This is a genomic window from Colwellia sp. TT2012 (assembly GCF_001440345.1).
GTDB lineage: Bacteria > Pseudomonadota > Gammaproteobacteria > Enterobacterales > Alteromonadaceae > Colwellia.
Genome location: NZ_LJYX01000019.1, coordinates 93,316 through 112,080, shown reverse-complemented (window position 1 = coordinate 112,080; position 18,765 = coordinate 93,316). Strand labels below are relative to the sequence as shown.

The window sequence follows — 18,765 nt, the reverse complement described above, 5'->3', positions numbered from 1 at the left end:
CCTTTAAAAGTACTTGTTGATTATCAGTAAGTACTTTTTTTATGTTAAAAATATGTCATAAGCGTTTCTTGTCATTGAAACCATCATGAGAATAACCGAGACCGAATAGCATGAGTAAAAAAATTATTCGCCGAGCACAGGTCGCCACTGCTCATTTGCCAGATACTTTACCTGAAATCATAAAACAAATTTATGCCAGCCGAGGCATGAAGTCTGCACAAGAACTTGAACTTAATGTTGCTCGTTTACAAGGTATGGCGGATGACACCGCGCTGATGGGCATGGACAAAGCCTGCCAATTATTACATCAAGCGCTATTAAGTAAAACACGTATTGTTATTGTTGGTGATTTTGATGCCGATGGTGCTACCAGTACCGCCTTAATGATGGTAGCGCTTAGTCTGTTTGGTAGTACCCATCATGATTTTATTGTGCCAAATCGATTCGAATATGGTTATGGCTTAACTCCTGAAATAGTTGATATCGCCGCAAAACAGCAAGCACAAATGATAATTACCGTCGATAACGGCATTAGCTGTATTGCCGGTGTTAAACGCGCTAAAGATCTTGGCATGCAAGTGATTGTTACTGACCATCATTTACCTGGGCATACGTTACCTATTGCCGATGCCATTGTGAATCCGAATCAAGTGGGTTGTAATTTCCCCAGTAAAGCCCTTGCCGGCGTCGGTGTCGCCTTTTACTTAATGTTAGGGTTAAGAAAGTATTGTCGAGAACGTAACTATTTTTCTGAGCAAGGTATTGCTGAGCCTAACATTGCTCAGTTATTGGATCTGGTTGCTTTAGGGACCGTGGCCGATGTGGTGTCACTTGATGCTAATAATCGTATTTTAGTTGCCCAAGGTTTAAAACGTATTCGCGCGGGCCAAACACGGCCTGGCATTCAAGCATTGATAGAAATAGCCAATAAGAACCAGCAAAGGCTAGTTGCCAGTGACTTTGGCTTTGCCATAGCTCCAAGAATAAATGCGGCAGGACGGTTAGATGATATGTCTTATGGTATCAATTGCTTACTGGCTACTGACTTATCGACTGCTCGCGTAATGGCGGCAGAGCTTGATGAGTTAAATAAAACCCGTCGAGAAATAGAACAGGGCATGCAAGTTGAAGCAGAGCGAGTGATGAACTCAGTTGACTTAGTTGGCGGTCTCAATCAAGAAAGTGAAGATAAGCCGCTACCTTTTGCTATAGCCTTATATCAAAAAGATTGGCACCAAGGGGTTATTGGTATTGTCGCCGGGCGACTAAAAGAAAAATGTCACCGCCCGTGTATTATTTTTGCTAATGCCAGCGATGATAGCGAGCAGGGTGACAATGCTGAAATTAAAGGCTCGGCGCGATCAATTCCTGGCTTACATATACGTGATTTACTCGAGCATATTGATAGCCAAAATCCGGGATTAATTCTTAAGTTTGGTGGTCATGCCATGGCGGCTGGTTTATCGATTAAGCAAAAAGACTTTACTCAATTCAAACAACAATTTAATGAATTGGCTGAAAAATGGCTAAAACCTGAAGACTTAGCGAGCATCATCCTTTCCGATGGTGAATTAAGTGCTGATCTGCTTACCCTTGAATTTGCCGAGCAATTACGAGAAGCCGGTCCTTGGGGACAAAATTTTCCTGAGCCTTTATTTGATGATACCTTCACCATAGTGCAGCAGCGAATTGTGGGGGAAAAACATTTGAAAATTGTGGTACAAAAAGACACGGTTCAAGGTAAACAAGTCTTTGATGGCATAGCTTTTAATGTTGATGTTAAAGCTTGGCCAAATGCCCAAGCGAAACAAGTTCACCTTGCTTACCGTCTGGATGTGAATGAATTCAGAGGTAAACGTACCGTGCAGTTGATGATTGAAGATATTCGGGTCGTTTAATATTAATTTATAGCTAATTAAGGATTTACTAAGGACATAACTATGGAGCAAGCACTGGTCACTATTCCACTCACTAAACTTGCCATCGCTTTTATTCCGGTGGTACTGGTACTGCTTATTTTAGCTCGCTGGTCATTGCCACAAAAGCGGACCTTGCATGCGCTAGTACGTATGTTAGTGCAGTTATTGTTAGTGGGTTATGTCTTAAGTTATCTATTTGCCAGCGACAATGCCTGGATTATTGGCTCCTTACTGCTAGTGATGGTGCTATTTTCAACTTACATAGCCTTAAATAATATAGAGTCACCGAAAAAATCCCTGTTTAGCAGTGCATTTTTGGCCATTTTTATCAGTAGCTTTATTGTTTTATTCGTTATTACGCAAGGAGTGTTGAACTTAGAGCCTTGGCATCAAGCGAAAACCTTAGTGCCATTGGCTGGCATGGTGTTTGCCAATGGCATGAATAGCGTCAGTTTATGTGGCGAGCGTTTTTATGCTGAACTTAACCGTGGTGAACCTTATCAAAAGTCACGTAATATTGCCTTTAAAGCGTCGATGATCCCTAATGTTAATGCCTTATTTGCCGTCGGTATTGTTTCTTTACCCGGCATGATGACGGGGCAAATCCTTGCTGGCGTCTCGCCTTTTATCGCCGCGCGCTATCAAATTATGGTGATGTGTATGGTCTTTGCTTCGGCGGGATTAGCATCGGCGATATTTTTAGTCTTAAACAAAGCAAAGCCTCAATAATCTTATCTTACTAAGTAATTATGACGGGTGATTAGCAAAGTTGTTATAAAAAATAGCTATAAATAGTAACGATAAAAGTAACATAGCGGACTTGTTAGCCGTATATTTACCCCCTTATTTACGTTACAATGCGCGACTATTTGTCTTTTGCTGTTCAATGCCGTCAAAGACTACACATTAAATTTATGTTTGAAGATTTATGTTTGAAACAAACCCAATACTCACTAAATTAAAAGAAATCCGTGCCCGCGCTAATTCGCTTCGGGGGTACCTTTGACTACGATGTTAAAGCTGAGCGTTTAATTGAAGTAAGTCGAGAGTTAGAGCAGCCTGAAGTTTGGAATGAACCTGAGCGGGCTCAAGCCCTTGGTAAAGAACGTAGCGCCTTAGAAGAAGTCGTTAATACCATAGTAGAACTTGAAACTGGTTGTGAAGATATTGCCGACTTAGTTGAATTAGCGGTGGAAGAAAAAGATCAAGAAACCTTTGATGAAGCTATTACTGAAGCCGATGCTTTAGATGCCATTTTGGCTAAATTAGAATTTCGCCGGATGTTTTCGGGCGAGCAAGACATAAATAATTGTTATTTAGATATTCAATCTGGCTCGGGTGGCACTGAAGCGCAAGATTGGGCCGAAATGCTGATGCGCATGTATCTACGTTGGGGTGATGCACACGGCTATAAAACAGAAGTTGTAGAAGTTACTGACGGTGATGTTGCCGGCATTAAAGGTTGTACTATTAAGTACACCGGTGAATATGCTTATGGTTGGCTGCGCACTGAAACAGGTGTACATCGACTGGTACGAAAATCACCGTTTGATTCCTCTGGTCGTCGTCATACCTCATTTGCCTCAGCATTTATTTACCCTGAAATTGACGACAGCATTGAAATTGAGATTAATCCTGCTGATATTCGTGTTGATACTTATCGTGCTTCGGGCGCAGGAGGCCAACATGTTAATAAAACTGACTCAGCGATTCGCATAACGCACATTCCATCCGGTGCAGTAGTACAATGTCAAAGTGATCGTTCGCAACACAAAAACCGTGCAACAGCGATGAAGCTATTAAAAGCCAAGCTGTATGAAATTGAAATACAAAAACAAAATGCCGACAAACAAGTGCTTGAAGATGGCAAGTCAGATATCGGCTGGGGCAGCCAAATTCGCTCTTATGTTTTAGATGATAGCCGCATTAAAGATTTACGCACTGGCGTTGAGAATAGAAATACTCAAGCCGTGCTAGACGGTGATATTGATAAGTTTTTAGAAGCCAGCTTAAAGTCTGGTTTGTAGCAACGGTTTTCCCGGATATTGAAAACAGAAGCAGAATGAACCAAACAAGCCGTGCTAGACGGTGATATTGATAAGTTTTTAGAAGCCAGCTTAAAGTCTGGTTTGTAGCAACGGTTTTCCCAGATATTGAAAACAGAAGCAGAATGAACCAAACAAGCCGTGCTAGACGGTGATATTGATAAGTTTTTAGCAGCCAGCTTAAAGTCTGGATTGTAGCATTAAGCTAAAAATAAAAGCTAACCACAAATAATTAATTAAATTGATCAAATTAAAGATAACGTTGAGAAACTAACATGACAGATAAAGCTAAAAGTACACCTGTAGCACAAGATGAAAATAAACTGATTGCTGAGCGTCGTGTAAAGCTTGAGAAGATTCGCTCTAATTGTTCCGCGAATGGTTTTCCTAACGATTTTAATCGTGAACATTTAGCCGCTGATATTCAAGCTGAACATGGTGAAAAAACCAAAGAAGAACTTGAAGAACTACAGCTTACTTATGCTATTGCTGGCCGTGTTATGGCAAAACGTGGACCCTTTTTAGTGATACAAGACGGGTCAGGCCGTATTCAAGGTTATGCTGAAAAAACCGTACAGAAAGAAATAAGAGCTAAATGGGGCTCGTTAGATATTGGTGACATTATTGGTATTAGAGGTATTTTGCATAAGTCAGGTAAAGGCGATCTTTACGTGAATATGAATGAATACTCATTGTTGACTAAATCACTACGTCCATTACCTGAAAAGTTTCATGGTTTGTCAGATCAAGAAACTAAATATCGTCAGCGTTATATTGATTTGATCATCAATGAAGAGACCCGTAATACCTTTAAAATGCGTTCAAAAATTATTTCAGGAATTCGACAGTTTTTAGTTGAACGTGATTTTATGGAAGTAGAAACCCCTATGCTGCAAATCATACCAGGTGGTGCAACGGCTAAACCTTTTATGACCCATCATAATACTTTTGATCTTGATATGTACTTACGTATTGCGCCAGAGCTTAACTTAAAACGTTTAGTGGTCGGCGGTTTCGAACGTGTCTTTGAAATTAACCGTAGTTTCCGTAATGAAGGTATTTCAACCCGTCATAATCCAGAATTTACCATGATTGAATTCTACCAAGCTTATGCTGATTTCAATGACATGATGAACCTTACCGAAGAAATGTTACGTACTGTTGCCCAAGATGTACTGGGTACAACGATGATTCGTAATACCGTTAAAAATTCTGATGGTGAAGTGATCGAAGAGAAATTTTACGATTTTGGCCAGCCATTTGTGCGTTTATCTATGGTCGACGCCATTTTAAAATACGGTAAAGAGCATCGCGCAGCTGAGCACCTTGATGAAGCCGCATTACGTGACCCGGAAAATAACTTTGCCGCGATTAAAGCCATGGCAAAAGCTGTGGGTGTTAAAGAAGGTGAGGCTGCTAAGTTATGGGGACCAGGCAAGTATATCTGTGAAATTTTTGAAGAAGTAGCAGAGCACTTATTGGATCAACCTACCTTTATCACCGAATACCCGTGGGAAGTTTCACCTTTAGCACGTCGTAATGATAACAACTCATTTATTACCGACCGATTTGAATTCTTTGTTGGTGGTCGTGAAATAGCCAATGGCTTCTCAGAGCTTAACGATGCTGAAGATCAAGCCGCTCGCTTTAAGAAACAAGTAGCAGAAAAAGATGCCGGCGATGATGAAGCTATGCATTATGATGCGGATTACATCACCGCCTTAGAATACGGTTTACCACCAACGGCCGGTGAAGGCATTGGTATTGATCGTTTAGTGATGTTGTTCACTGATTCACCAACCATTAAAGACGTGATTTTATTCCCACATATGCGTCCTGAAGCAGAGAAATAAACACGTTTTGAATAAAAACGTTATTTGAAAGTAGTCAAATAAGCATGATGAAGCCCGTAGTTATTAGCATAAATTGCTAATAACTACGGGCTTTTTTGTTGCTCTTTTAAAAAGGGTGTAAGGCCGGTTTTATTACATTCTCTTACTGTGAGTGGTCAAGTTATATTTTACATAATATTAACAATGCAGTAGGCTAAACCTACAAATTTTTTGTTGAGTTATCTACAACGAAATTGGCAAAAAAATAATAAATAAAAATTAACGCAAGGAATAATAATGTTAACAATAAAAAATTTATCCAAGACTTACGATAATGGAGTTAAAGCGATGGATAATATTACGCTGGAAATCCCGAAAGGCATGTTTGGTTTATTAGGCCCTAATGGTGCTGGTAAATCGTCATTAATGCGTACCATTGCCACTTTGCAAGATGCTGATAGTGGCAGTATTACCTTTGATGGTATTGATGTTTTAAAAGACCCACAAGCACTACGACAACGTTTGGGTTACTTGCCACAAGATTTTGGTGTTTATCCTCGTATCAGTGCTTATGAATTACTTGACCATCTTGCTATTTTAAAAGGTTTGAAAAATAAAGCAGAGCGTAAAGAAGCGGTGGAAGGTTTATTAGCACAAACGAATTTATACCAGCATAGAAAAAATGCCGTTAGTGGTTTCTCTGGTGGCATGCGTCAGCGTTTTGGTATTGCCCAAGCCTTACTTGGCGATCCTGACTTATTAATTGTTGATGAACCTACTGCGGGGTTAGATCCAGAAGAGCGTAATCGTTTTCATAATTTATTAGTCGCCTTAGGTGAAGAAAAAGCCATTATATTATCAACACATATTGTTGAGGATGTTACCGAACTTTGCCCTAATATGGCGGTACTTGCCTCAGGGAAAATTGTACTACAAGGTAATCCCATCGAATTAACCAATAAACTCAAGGGTCAAATCTGGCGTAAAGCGATTGCTCAATCAGAGCTTAACGTTATTGAGCAAGAATTTAACGTGATCTCGAAACGTTTATTTGCCGGACAAACTATTGTGCATGTCATAGCCGAAAGTGCTCCCTTTGGTTTTGAAGCCGCGCCAGTGAATTTAGAAGATGTCTATTTTTCTACGTTAAATGAATATCGTGCTTCAGATCAATCCACTGCAACTCAGTCTACTTCAGCACAAAAAAAAGTGGCTTAATTCAAGCAAACCAATGACAAGGAATTTCTTATGTTAATGCAAATGTTTGCCTTTGAATGGCGCTATTTTACTCGACAGCCCTCTTTTTATGTCACCAGTTTAATTTTTTTCTTGCTGACCTTTTTTGCCACCATTAGTGACGATATTCAATTGGGTGGCGGTGGTAATGTTTTATATAATGGGCCTTTTGCTATTGCGCAAACCTTATTGATCATGGGCTTGTTTGCCATGTTTTTGGTGGTAAATTTTGTTGCCAGCACCGCAACCCGTAATGACACTAGCAAGATGTCAGAGTTACTGTATTCTAAACCGATAAATCCGCTGAGCTATCAATTAGGGCGATTTTTAGGCTCTTTTGCCGTCGTTGCCACGGTTTTTGCTTTTGTACCCTTAGGTATTTTAATTGGAACTTTATTGGGCGGTTTAGTCGGTTGGGTTGATCCTGAGCGTTTAGGTGCTACCAATCTAAGTTACTATTTTAGTGCGTATTTTTATCTGTCTTTACCGACCTTATTGGTCTTGTCGTGCTTTTTTTATGCGGTAGCCCTTAAGTTTCGCTCTATGATGGCGGTTTACCTATCGGCTGTAGGCCTATTTGTTCTTTATTCTGTGTCAGGGCAGCTTTTGAGTGACCCAGAATACCGTACCATAGCCGCATTGCTTGATCCTTTTGCATTCAACACCTTTAGTGAAATGACGCGTTATTGGACCTTGTTTGATAAGAATAATAGTACCATTGAGTTAAGCGGCACCTTATTAGAAAACCGTTTACTGTGGTTGGCTATTTCGGTATTTATACTGGCAGTCTTTGGTGGTTTTAGGTCTAAGGTACGTTTATCTAGCGCGAAAGTAAAAAAACTCAGTAAAAAGGCACAGAAAAAAGCAGCGCAGCAAGCGCTAATGCAAGATGAAAAAATCCCGGCGTTATTAAACAATAATATCACCGCTAAAAGCTCGGGTATTCAAACCGCAGCACATTTACGTTTACGTATTTTATTTGAAATCAAACAAGTTGTATTCAGCGCACCTTTTTTCGTACTTGCCTTAATTACTATGGTTATGCTTATCTCAATACTTATGAGCTCTTTAGGCAGCTATGGCACGCCTAACTGGCCATTAACACAAAACATGGTTGAAGTTATCGCTGGCTCGACAGGTATGTTAATGATGATAGTACTGACTTATTACAGTGCTGAAATTGTTTGGCGTGAACGAGATTCAGGCATGGGTGATATTGTTGATTCAATGCCGGTAAATAATATTACTTTTTGGCTATCGAAAATCATAGCCATTAGTTTGGTCTTAGCCTTGCTTTATGTCTGCGGTATTTCGGTTACAGTTGTTAATCAGCTATTACAAGGCCATCAACACATAGAGTTATCGCAATATATTATGCGCTTAGGTTACATCAATTTAGTGCCTTTTATTTTTACCGCCGTTTTGGCCTTTTTCTTACAAGTGATTAGTCCAAATAAATATATTGGTATGTTGTTATTTGTATTATTTATAATCAGTTCAATAACGCTAAGCAGTTTAGGATTTAGTCATAATATGTTTCAATTTGGCGGTGCGCCGCCAGTATTATATTCGGATATTAATGGTTACGGACACTTTTTAACCAGTCATCATTGGTATATGTTTTATTGGAGCGGTTTAACCTTAGTCTTCGCCTGTTTAACTTATGCCTTATGGCATCGAGGTCCGGCGCAATCATTAAAAACGCGTATTAAAAATATTTCGTATCACTTATCAACGTCAGGCAAAGCCATTATTACGCTAGGCTTAATTATTTTTATCGGTGCAGGCAGTGTTATTCACTACAATACCCGTGTACTTAATGACTTTGTTATTAGCGATGATATAGATGATAACCGTGCGGCATATGAGCATAAGTATGTTAGTGAGCTCAATGCAGCTATTCCCACCATTACTAAAGTACATGCGAAAGTTGATATTTATCCAAGTGAACGCCGTATTGAAGCGGTAGCCGAATTAAGCTTAACCAATACCAGCGACCAAGCAATCACTAAATTTTTAGTAGCAAAACCTAACCATAGTAAACAATGGTCGGTGGAGATTGATGGTGGGGTTTTAGGTGAATTAGATGAAGAGTTTGATACCGCATGGTTTACATTTACTGAGCCGCTATTGCCAGGTGAAATACGTCAGGGCAAGTTAAGCGTTACCCGTGTCCATCAGGGATTTAGTGAAACTAATGGTGATTATACTTTACTGGACAATGGTACTTTTATTGACAACTTCGCTTTATTTCCAAACTTTGGTTATCAACAAGGTTGGCAGTTAAATGATCGTCATAAACGTCGACAGCATGATTTAGCGCCGTTGCAACGCGCCAATAAACTCGAAGATAAACGGTTTTATAATGAAAGTTTCTTTGGCAACGGCATTGGTTTTATTGACTTTGAAGCGACCATTTCAACGGTAGCCGATCAGTTTGCTATCGCGCCAGGTTACTTGCAAAGCGAAACATTGCAAGATGGTCGCCGTACTTTCCATTATAAAATGGACGCGCCTATGGTTAATTTTTATTCTTTTATGTCAGCAAAATTAAAGTCGAAAAAAGAGCACTATAAAGGCATTGATATTGAGGTTTATTATCATAAGAATCACGCTATGAACGTTGACCGTATGATGGAATCAGTACGTGATTCGATTGATTATTTTAGTGAGAATTTTGGTCCTTATCAGCACAAACAAATGCGTATAATCGAATACCCAGGTTATCGCAGTTTTGCGCAAAGTTTTGCTAATACCGTGCCTTTTTCTGAAAAGATTGGCTTTATTAGTGACTTACGCGATCCGAACAATATTGATATAGCTTATTATGTTACCGCCCATGAAGTCGCCCATCAATGGTGGGCACATCAAGTGGGTGCGGCTAATGTGCAAGGCAGTGCTATTTTGTCTGAAACCTTGTCGCAATATGGCGCATTAATGGTGATGGAGAAAAAATACGGCCAGAATAACATGCGTAAATTTTTAAAGTATGAATTAGATAAATATCTTAGCGGGCGCAGTACTGAAGCGTTAGAAGAGATGCCTTTATACCGTAGTGAGAATCAGCAGTATATTCATTATAACAAGGGCTCTATCGTGATGATGGCACTTAAAGACAGATTAGGTGAACAGCGTTTAAATAGCGCCTTACAAAACTTCCTCAATGAATTTAAGTATCAAAGTACGCCGTATCCAACCACCTTAGATTTAATGGCTTACCTTAACCAAGATACTAATGAGCAAGAAAAGCGTTTTATTAGCAACCTGTTTGAACATATTAGCTTGTATGATTTGAAAACTACCGATGTACAAGTTGTGGCAGTGGCTGATATTGAAGATACTTTTGATGTGACCTTAACCATTGAAGCGGCACTTAAACGTGCCGATGGTCAAGGTAAAGAAACTGAAGTTGATTTTAGTGATGAAATTGATATTGGTTTATTTAGCGCAAATCCGGAAGACTTGTCTGCACAAGATTTTGTTTTATATCTTGCTAAACATCAGATCAAAACAGGTACCAACAAAATAACAGTACGAGTTAAAGGTAAGCCTAAATTTGCCGGCGTAGATCCTTTTATTCGCTTAGTGGATAGAGATAGTGCCGATAATATTTTCCGCTTGTAATTTACAATTGATTGAATATTAATTATAAACCAGTAAAGAGGCAGCTCTTGCTGGTTTATTTTTATCATGCCAGCAATCTTAGGTGAGCGGGATGAAAAATGTAGCTGTTTAAGCTGTTAATACCAATTTCATTAAATGATTGCTCACTTGTGGGGGTAAAATACCCCATGTCTACGTTGCTCTCAATCTCAATAGCTCGCTATTGCTCAATCGAGCGCCTTGCCCTGATTTATTTTTCCTATGCACAACAAGATCACAAACTTAATGAAACGGGTATAATTAGATAATTTTTGTCGCGGCTATACCAGCGTTATTTTTTTAATTTATCAGTATCACTATGTTTACAGTCTATTTAACATTTCGGTGTTTATTAAATAAATAATAAATGCCTTGTCCTCTATTTTTCTTGTGCGTTATTGCGTAAATTAGTGCTCTCATCATAAGGCACAGACCTTCATGAATAATTATAAAAATAATTTCGCAAAAAATTCGGGGAAGTAAATGAGTGTTGCAAGAGGCGGCTTTAGTTCGCGATTTGGTTTTATTATGGCAGCGGCAGGCTCTGCTGTTGGCTTAGGTAATATTTGGGGTTTTCCCACGCAAACAGCGAGTAATGGTGGTGCTGCCTTTGTTTTAGTGTACTTAGTGTTAGCCTTTTGTTTAGCTTATCCCGCGTTTATGGCTGAGTTGTTAATTGGTCGTTATGGTCAAGCTAATGCTGTAACCAGTATGCAAAAAATGTCACGTAATTTATGGCAAAAACGTTTTGCCTTTGTTATCGGTTTTGGCGGCATTATTTGCGCGGCACTTATTTTAAGTTTTTATGGTGTTTTAGCTGGCTGGATGATGGCCTATGCAATTGAACCCATCAGCCAATTACTTGGTTTTCAGCAAGTCTCAAGTTGGTTAACCGTCCAATCAGTGCCTCGAGACTTAATATTCAGCGCATTATTTATGATGTTAACCATAGGGATAATTCGCCGTGGTGTTGAGCAGGGCATTGAAAAGTGGTCAAAACGTTTGATGCCAATGTTAATCGGTTTGCTTATTTTATTGATCATCTATGTCTTTACCTTAGATGGTGCTCGCGAGGGCTTTAATGCCTATTTAAATCCTGATTTTTCTCGAGTGTTGGAACCTGATCTTTTAATTAGTGCCTTAGGGCAAGCATTTTTCTCTTTGTCACTGGGTACTAGCGTGATGATTATTTACGGCTCTTATATTGCTAAAAAAGAGAACTTAGTGACACTTGCTGCCCAAGTCACTTTAATTGATGTCTCTATTGCCTTTTTAGCAGGCTTATTAATTATCCCTGCTATGTATGTTGCACAGGCGCAAGGGGTGGCAATTTTTGCCGAAGATGGCAGTTTAATATCGGGTCCTAACTTAGTCTTTGATGTATTACCTAGCTTATTTACTGGTATGGGTGATATTGGTGTATTTGTTGCTTTTGCCTTTTTTGTTTTAATGTCGATAGCGGCATTAACGTCATCAATTTCTATGTTAGAGGGGCCAGTATCTTTTGTGGTTGAACGTCATAATATTGAACGTAAAAAAGCCACTACAGTAATAGGTATCAGTATTTTACTGTTAAGCGCATTAATAGTGGTAAATTTTGACTTGTTATTTGGTTTGGTGATCAATGTTTCTACGGTATACGGTCAACCTATTATTGCCATGTTATGTTGTATTTTTGTTGGTTGGATTTGGTATAGAAATGAAATTTTAGCGGAAATCAAGCAAGGTAATGAAAATGTCGAGCACAGTTTCTTCTGGAAAATCTGGCCTTGGTATACCAAGTTCGTTTGTCCGACAGCCATTGGCCTAGTTTTTTGGCACTCTTTATAGCTAGTTATCAATACGGCCATAGCCTTGGTGCTTTTGTTACTTACGATGAGCTCGTTTGTCCGACCGCTATTGGCCTAGTTTTTTGGCACTCGTTATAGAAAATTGCGTGATTAGTTTATATTCAAGATAAGCCGCCTACGATTTATTGATAACCTGTAGGCGGGAACTTGTTCGCGCTAAAGCCTTGGCCAGTTTAACTGCCAAGGTTTTTTTAATGCCGATAATTGCTCATTAACTTGTTCTGTTAAGAAGTACTCACCACTACTGGGCATGCTTATAAACTCGAACGATTCACCTAAATAGTTAAACCTTAAAGCAAAAGCATGTAAGTAACCTCGGTCCGCTGTTGATGTGCTGTAATAAAGCGGATCGCCAACAATGGGCGCACCTATACTGGCAAGCGCTACCCGTAATTGGTGGGTTTTACCTGAATGAGGCTTAAGCAGGTATAACCTTTGTTTGTTGATAATACTATAAGAGAAAAATTGGGTAATTGCAGGGTTTTCCATGGTGCGTAATAGCTTGAACATACCGCGCCGGCTTTTTGCCATATCACCTTTAATTAAGCCCTGCTTTTTACTCGGTTTGTTATCGCTAATGGCCAGGTAATATTTTTCAATATCGTGGTCATTAAAAAGCCGGCCAAAGGTTTGTGCACAGGCTAGGTTTTTTGCAAAGATAACCAGCCCTGAAGTCATTTTATCGAGTCGATGTACGGGATAGAGATCTACATTTTTATTTTGCTTTTTTAACTGGCTCTTTACCTGTGAAAAGAGCCCTGAGCCAAGTTCGCCTTCATCATGAAAGTTGCTGCCAGGCTCTTTATCAATAACAATAAAATCATGGTGTTCTGCAATAGTTTGATACATTTAAATAGCCGATTTGTAATGATGTTTGCTATGATAATTCAAACACTTATATTTTACTCTTTTTACAGGATGTTATTTTGCGAAAATTTTATAAACCGCGCCTATCTACCCAGATAATAAATAAAGTTAAAGCTACATTTAAAGTCACGGCAATAGCCGCTAGCACAGCATTGTTATTTGCTTGTAGTAGCCAAGAAACGATTCAGTTACCTACCGGCGTAAGTTTGATTGAAACGGTTATAGCTCAGCAAGGTACGCTTAATATCCCTTTTAAAAAATATAAGTTAGCGAATGGTTTAACGGTGATCTTACATCAAGATAATTCTGATCCTTTAGTGCACGTTGATGTCACCTATCATGTCGGCTCTGCCCGTGAACAATTGGGTAAATCAGGCTTTGCTCATTTCTTTGAGCATATGATGTTTCAAGGCTCACAAAATGTTGCCGATGAGCAGCATTTTAAAGTGGTCACGCAAAGTGGTGGTAACCTAAATGGTACAACTAACTCGGATCGTACCAACTATTTTGAAACCGTTCCAAAAAACCAATTAGAAAAAATGTTATGGCTTGAGTCTGATCGTATGGGTTTTTTGCTTGAAGCCATCACGCCAGAAAAATTTGAGATACAACGTGCGACAGTAAAAAATGAGCGTGGCCAAAATGTTGATAATCGTCCCTATGGCCGATTAAATGAAACCGTAAATCAAATGATTTTCCCACGCGAACATCCTTATTCATGGCCGGTCATTGGTTATATGTCTGATCTTGATCGTGGCACAGTAAGCGATTTAAAAGAGTTTTTCTCTCGTTGGTACGGACCTAATAATGCGGTACTGACTATCGGTGGTGATATCGATGAAGCACAAACCCTTGCTTGGGTGAATAAATATTTTGGCGGACTAAATGCCGGCCCCGCAGTAGAAAATATTGCAAAAACATCAGTAACACTAAGTGACAATCGTTATTACTCTTTTACCGATAATGTCTCTTTACCATTACTTTATATTAGTTTTCCCACCGTTTATGGTATGCATGAAGATGAACCAGCCTTGGATGTCTTAGCCAATATATTAGGCAACGGGCCAACGTCACTACTTTATAAAAACTTAGTGAAATCTGGCGTTGCTGTACAAGCAGGGGCAAGCCACCCATGTCGTGAACTAGCTTGTCAAATGAGCTTTTTTGCTCTACCAAATCCGCAACAAGGTTTATCATTGGCAAAAATTGAGCAAGTGATTAATGATACTCTGCTTGAGTTTGAACAGCGTGGTGTTAATGCGGATGATTTATTAAAAACCAAAGTGGGTATTGAAACCGGTACTATTTATGGCTTGCAAAGTGTTTCCGGTAAGGTCTCTAACTTAGCGCATTATCAAACTATGTTAGGTAATGCCAATTATACCGCGCAGCAAGTTGCTCGTTATAATAATGTGAGCAAAGCGGATGTCATGCGAGTCTTTAAAAAGTATATCCAGGGTAAAGGTGCCGCGATATTGTCGATAGTGCCACATGGGCAAGAAAAGCTAATCGCGAAAATAAACAACTTTACTCTGCCTGATGTCAGTAAACCAGCAACGCTGGCTCAACTTGATACACCACTGATGAAAAACACCAGTGACTTTGATCGTAGTGTTATGCCAATATCTGGCCCTAATCCACAAATTACCGTCCCGACTTTATGGCGGGAAACGTTTGCTAATGGCATTGAAATCATAGCCACTAAAAACAGTGAAACACCCACCGTTAGTTTGTTATTAAGCCTTGATGGCGGTGTCTTACTTGATTCAGTCGACAAAGCTGGCTTAGCCAGCTTAACAGCTAGTTTGATGAATGAGGGCACAACGGTGCGTAGCAAAGAAGAGCTATCGAATGAACTGGCAAAACTTGGTAGTGATATCTCTATTGGTGCAGCAGGGCGTAATACCTATATTAAAGTCAATAGCTTGGTGAAAAACCTTGATGCGACTCTGGCGTTAATGAATGAAATGATGTTTAAACCAGCTTTTGCTCAAGCTGATTTTGATAGAGTTAAAAATCAGTTAATACAAGGCTTACGACAAGGTAATAAAGATGCGCGTACTCTAGCAAGTAGAGCATTAAAGCAAGTCACTTACGGCAAAGATAATCGTTTTGGCTTAGCTGATAGTGGTACCATAGCGACAGTATCAGCCATATCTCTTGCAGATGTTAAAGCTTTTTATCAAGCATACTTCTCACCAGCTAAAGCGAGTTTAGTGGTCGTTGGCGATATTGAGCAAGCTGAGTTGTTAGCTAAGTTGGATACTTTGCAAGCTTGGCAGGGGAAAGATTACCAGATTCATGGTGATTATCAGTTCCCTGCAGTGACACCAAATAAACTTTATTTTGTTGATTTACCTAATGCCACTCAGTCGGTAATTAAATTATCTCGTCGAGCAATGACTTATGATGCAACCGGTGAATACTTTAAAGCGACCTTGATGAATTACCCCTTAGGCAGTGCTTTTAATAGCCGCATCAATTTAAATTTACGTGAAGATAAAGGTTACACCTATGGTGCATCCAGTTACTTCTCAGCCGGTAAAACGCTTGGCCGCTTCAGTGCTGGCGCTAGTGTTAAAGTAGAGCATACTTATGACGCTATGGTAGAAATTGAAACAGAGCTGAAAAACTACCAACAGCATGGTTTAACGGCAGATGAAGTTACCTTTATGCGTCAAGCTATTTCACAAAACGAAGCCTTAAGCTTTGAAACACCGAGTCAAAAAAGCGGTTTCTTAAGACAATTGTTACAATTTAACTTACCGGTTAATTATGGTGAGCAACAAGGTGAAATTATCAATCACATCACCCTTAAGCAATTAAATGCTATTGCAGCAAAACAATTGGCAAAACCTATGCAATGGATTGTCGTTGGCGACGGTCAAGTAGTTAGGGCGCAATTAGAAGCACTTAATATTGAAGTGGTTGAACTGGAATTGGCCAAATAATATCAGTCCGCATAATAAATAAAGCGGAATATATATAACATAGGTATTGAAAATCATTAAAAGACCCCTTATTTATATCGTATTAATAAGGGGTTTTATTTTATACCTCTTACTCGCTAAATGCTAAATTAAGCTAACGGTTAACCTATGTGGCTGACTGGTATAGATAGGAATTATTTTGACACTCTCATTAACTGATTATATTGGCGCTTTTAGCCAAAGTGAAAATTTGGCTGCTGTTGCAGGTATTGGTCGCGGTATAGAGCGAGAGGCATTGCGAATATTGCCCGAAGGAAAGTTATCAGAGCATGGTCATTATCATCAACTTGGTTCAGCGCTAACTCATGGACAGATAACCACAGACTATTCAGAGACGTTACTTGAATTTATTACCCCAGTAAGTCACTCCCCCGAGCAAGCGATAGCTCAACTACAAGATATTCAAAAGTACACCTTTGATAATATTGACGGTGAATTGCTGTGGCCAATGAGCATGCCATGTTTTGTTAACGATGCTGAAAAAATACCACTAGCTCAGTATGGTAGCTCTAACATTGGTAAAATGAAGACTGTTTATCGTCAAGGTCTGAAAAATCGCTATGGCTCTATGATGCAAGTCATCTCAGGAATTCATTTTAATTTCTCATTTTCACAAGACTTTTGGCAGGTACAACATAAGCTACATCAGACTTCACAAATAAAATCATCAGGTGATAAGTTATTACCGCTAGGTGACTTTATTTCCGATCGTTACTTTTCCATCTTAAGAAATTACAAACGTTATTGTTGGTTGATCCCTTATTTATACGGTAGTTCTCCGGCAATTTGTAGCTCATTTTTACAAGGTAAAAAGTCTCAGTTACCTTTTAAAAAGACACCATTTGGTACGCTTTACCTTGAGTACGCCACCTCATTACGCATGAGTGATTTAGGTTATACCAGTGCTGAGCAATCGACCTTGAAAATTTGTTATAACAATTTGGCTGATTATGTTGATGGCGTGCAACAAGCGATAAAATTAAAGTCGAAAGACTTTGCCGGCATTGGTGTTAAGGTTAATGGTGAATATCAGCAGTTAAACGACAATGTACTACAAATTGAAAATGAGCTGTATGCGCCTATTCGTCCCAAACGTGTCGCTAAATCTGGAGAAAAGCCATCCGTTGCGTTAGGAGAACGTGGTGTCGAGTATATTGAGGTTAGAGCACTCGATGTTAATCCTTTTTCTGATACTGGTATTAGCCTTGAGCAAGTTTATTTCTTAGATATTTTTATTACTTTTTGTGCTTTTGTTGATAATAAAGAGCTTGATTGTACGGCGCAAAAAGTACATGAATCGAATATGAATGAGGTGGTATTGCGCGGTAGAGACCCAGAGTTATTATTGTCTGATAGCAATAACCAAGGGGAAGTTGTCCTAAAATCGGTTACCACTTGGGGTAATGAATTATTTGAGCAGCTGAAACTTGTGGCCGAGTTGTTGGATAAAGCATACCAAACCAGTAAATACAGTGAAGCCATTGTTCGTGAGCAAGCTAAAATTAATGATCCGAATTTAACGCCTTCGGCACAGCTATTAACGGCTATTCAAGAGCAGTCTTTATCTCAGTATGCTTTAGATAAAGCAACTAAATATCGACAACAGGCTAAAGTACGTGATTACCAATTTTATAGCCAAGCATTTTTTGACGAAAGTGTACCTGCGTCTCATCAAGCGCAAGCTGATATAGAAGCAGCAGATAAACTAAATTTTGATGATTTTTTAACTGATTATTTCGCCTAAAATTAAAAGGCAATATATTACGTGAATTGTTGCTAGCTAAAGTAGAATAATAGAGATAAAAAAAGCGCGTCAAGGCGACGCGCTGGTTATCTAAGTAAACAATACTTAGATCAAATGAAAGCAATCCAGGGAAGAATGTTTCAATTAGTAAGACGTCATAAAAGTTGATAAGTTCATTTTATTTCAAAATAAATTATCCGTTAATGCCTTTATTATTAAATTCTCACTCCAGGGCATCAATTTCATCCCTTAGTAGATGCCTATCTTTGCTGATCTAATAGATAAAGCTATGCCTCAGTACTGGCTAAATAGTTCGCTGATAAAACTTTAAACATGGAACCTCACTAATAAAAGCTGGCATAACATAGCTGTTATTCTCCTTGTCGAATTTCAGACAAAAAAACGCCCAACTACTTATTCTAGATAGGAGGACGCGTAAAACATGAAAAGTCTCTAATAAGAGGCGGAATAACATAGCTGTTATTCCAGCTGTAAATTCTCATCAAAAAAAAACGCCCAACTACTTATTCTAGATAGGAGGACGCGTAAAACATGAAGCTTCTCTAATAAGTGGCGGAATAACATAGCTGTTATTCTATCTCTTAATTTTAATCAAAAAAAAACGCCCAACTACTTATTC

10 protein-coding genes are annotated in these 18,765 nt (G+C 39.1%); 9 read left to right on the top strand and 1 reads right to left on the bottom strand.

Annotation, left to right across the window (positions count from 1 at the left end; all coding sequences use genetic code 11):
- Positions 1 to 110 precede the first annotated feature (110 nt).
- The 7 genes from recJ to ASU03_RS13805 all read left to right on the top strand — a co-directional run bounded on the left by recJ (position 111) and on the right by ASU03_RS13805 (position 12,504).
- A complete protein-coding gene (gene recJ / locus ASU03_RS13835) occupies positions 111 to 1,898 on the top strand; it encodes a single-stranded-DNA-specific exonuclease RecJ (protein ID WP_057832389.1) in 1,788 nt (595 codons plus the stop codon).
- Between the two features lie 42 nt (positions 1,899 to 1,940).
- Positions 1,941 to 2,648 (top strand): ABC transporter permease, encoded by a 708-nt coding sequence (locus ASU03_RS13830; RefSeq protein ID WP_057832388.1) that lies wholly within the window; start codon positions 1,941 to 1,943, stop codon positions 2,646 to 2,648.
- 199 nt (positions 2,649 to 2,847) lie between these two features.
- A protein-coding gene (prfB, locus tag ASU03_RS13825) for a peptide chain release factor 2 (protein ID WP_157465909.1) occupies positions 2,848 to 3,946 on the top strand; the annotation gives its coding sequence in 2 pieces (ribosomal slippage) (positions 2,848 to 2,922 and positions 2,924 to 3,946; 1,098 coding nt in all).
- 293 nt (positions 3,947 to 4,239) lie between these two features.
- A complete protein-coding gene (gene lysS / locus ASU03_RS13820) occupies positions 4,240 to 5,817 on the top strand; it encodes a lysine--tRNA ligase (RefSeq protein ID WP_057832387.1) in 1,578 nt (525 codons plus the stop codon).
- A gap of 276 nt (positions 5,818 to 6,093) precedes the next feature.
- Positions 6,094 to 7,014, top strand: a complete 921-nt coding sequence (locus ASU03_RS13815; protein WP_057832386.1) for an ABC transporter ATP-binding protein — start codon at positions 6,094 to 6,096, stop codon at positions 7,012 to 7,014.
- Positions 7,015 to 7,044: 30 nt separating this feature from the next.
- Positions 7,045 to 10,656, top strand: a complete 3,612-nt coding sequence (locus tag ASU03_RS13810) for an ABC transporter permease/M1 family aminopeptidase (RefSeq protein WP_057832385.1) — start codon at positions 7,045 to 7,047, stop codon at positions 10,654 to 10,656.
- Between the two features lie 501 nt (positions 10,657 to 11,157).
- On the top strand, positions 11,158 to 12,504 hold the full coding sequence (locus tag ASU03_RS13805) for a sodium-dependent transporter (RefSeq protein ID WP_057832384.1): 1,347 nt from the start codon (positions 11,158 to 11,160) through the stop codon (positions 12,502 to 12,504).
- A gap of 176 nt (positions 12,505 to 12,680) precedes the next feature.
- On the opposite strand, the gene ASU03_RS13800 is transcribed toward ASU03_RS13805, so the two are convergent.
- On the bottom strand, positions 12,681 to 13,373 hold the full coding sequence (locus ASU03_RS13800; protein ID WP_057832383.1) for a TIGR01621 family pseudouridine synthase: 693 nt from the start codon (positions 13,371 to 13,373) through the stop codon (positions 12,681 to 12,683).
- Between the two features lie 113 nt (positions 13,374 to 13,486).
- Between ASU03_RS13800 and ASU03_RS13795 the strand changes: the two genes are divergently transcribed.
- Both ASU03_RS13795 and gshA read left to right on the top strand, forming a co-directional pair.
- A complete protein-coding gene (locus ASU03_RS13795) occupies positions 13,487 to 16,342 on the top strand; it encodes a M16 family metallopeptidase (protein ID WP_057832432.1) in 2,856 nt (951 codons plus the stop codon).
- A gap of 178 nt (positions 16,343 to 16,520) precedes the next feature.
- The gene (gshA, locus tag ASU03_RS13790; protein ID WP_057832382.1) at positions 16,521 to 18,125 is read left to right on the top strand and encodes a glutamate--cysteine ligase; all 1,605 of its coding nucleotides are present in this window, start codon (positions 16,521 to 16,523) and stop codon (positions 18,123 to 18,125) included.
- Positions 18,126 to 18,765: the final 640 nt, after the last annotated feature.

Bases quoted from the DNA above. Each gene is read 5' to 3' on its own strand.
- recJ (WP_057832389.1), top strand. From the start codon at position 111: ATGAGTAAAAAAATTATTCGCCGAGCACAGGTCGCCACTGCTCATTTG.
- ASU03_RS13830 (WP_057832388.1), top strand. From the start codon at position 1,941: ATGGAGCAAGCACTGGTCACTATTCCACTCACTAAACTTGCCATCGCT.
- lysS (WP_057832387.1), top strand. From the start codon at position 4,240: ATGACAGATAAAGCTAAAAGTACACCTGTAGCACAAGATGAAAATAAA.
- ASU03_RS13815 (WP_057832386.1), top strand. From the start codon at position 6,094: ATGTTAACAATAAAAAATTTATCCAAGACTTACGATAATGGAGTTAAA.
- ASU03_RS13810 (WP_057832385.1), top strand. From the start codon at position 7,045: ATGTTAATGCAAATGTTTGCCTTTGAATGGCGCTATTTTACTCGACAG.
- ASU03_RS13805 (WP_057832384.1), top strand. From the start codon at position 11,158: ATGAGTGTTGCAAGAGGCGGCTTTAGTTCGCGATTTGGTTTTATTATG.
- ASU03_RS13800 (WP_057832383.1), bottom strand. From the start codon at position 13,373: ATGTATCAAACTATTGCAGAACACCATGATTTTATTGTTATTGATAAA.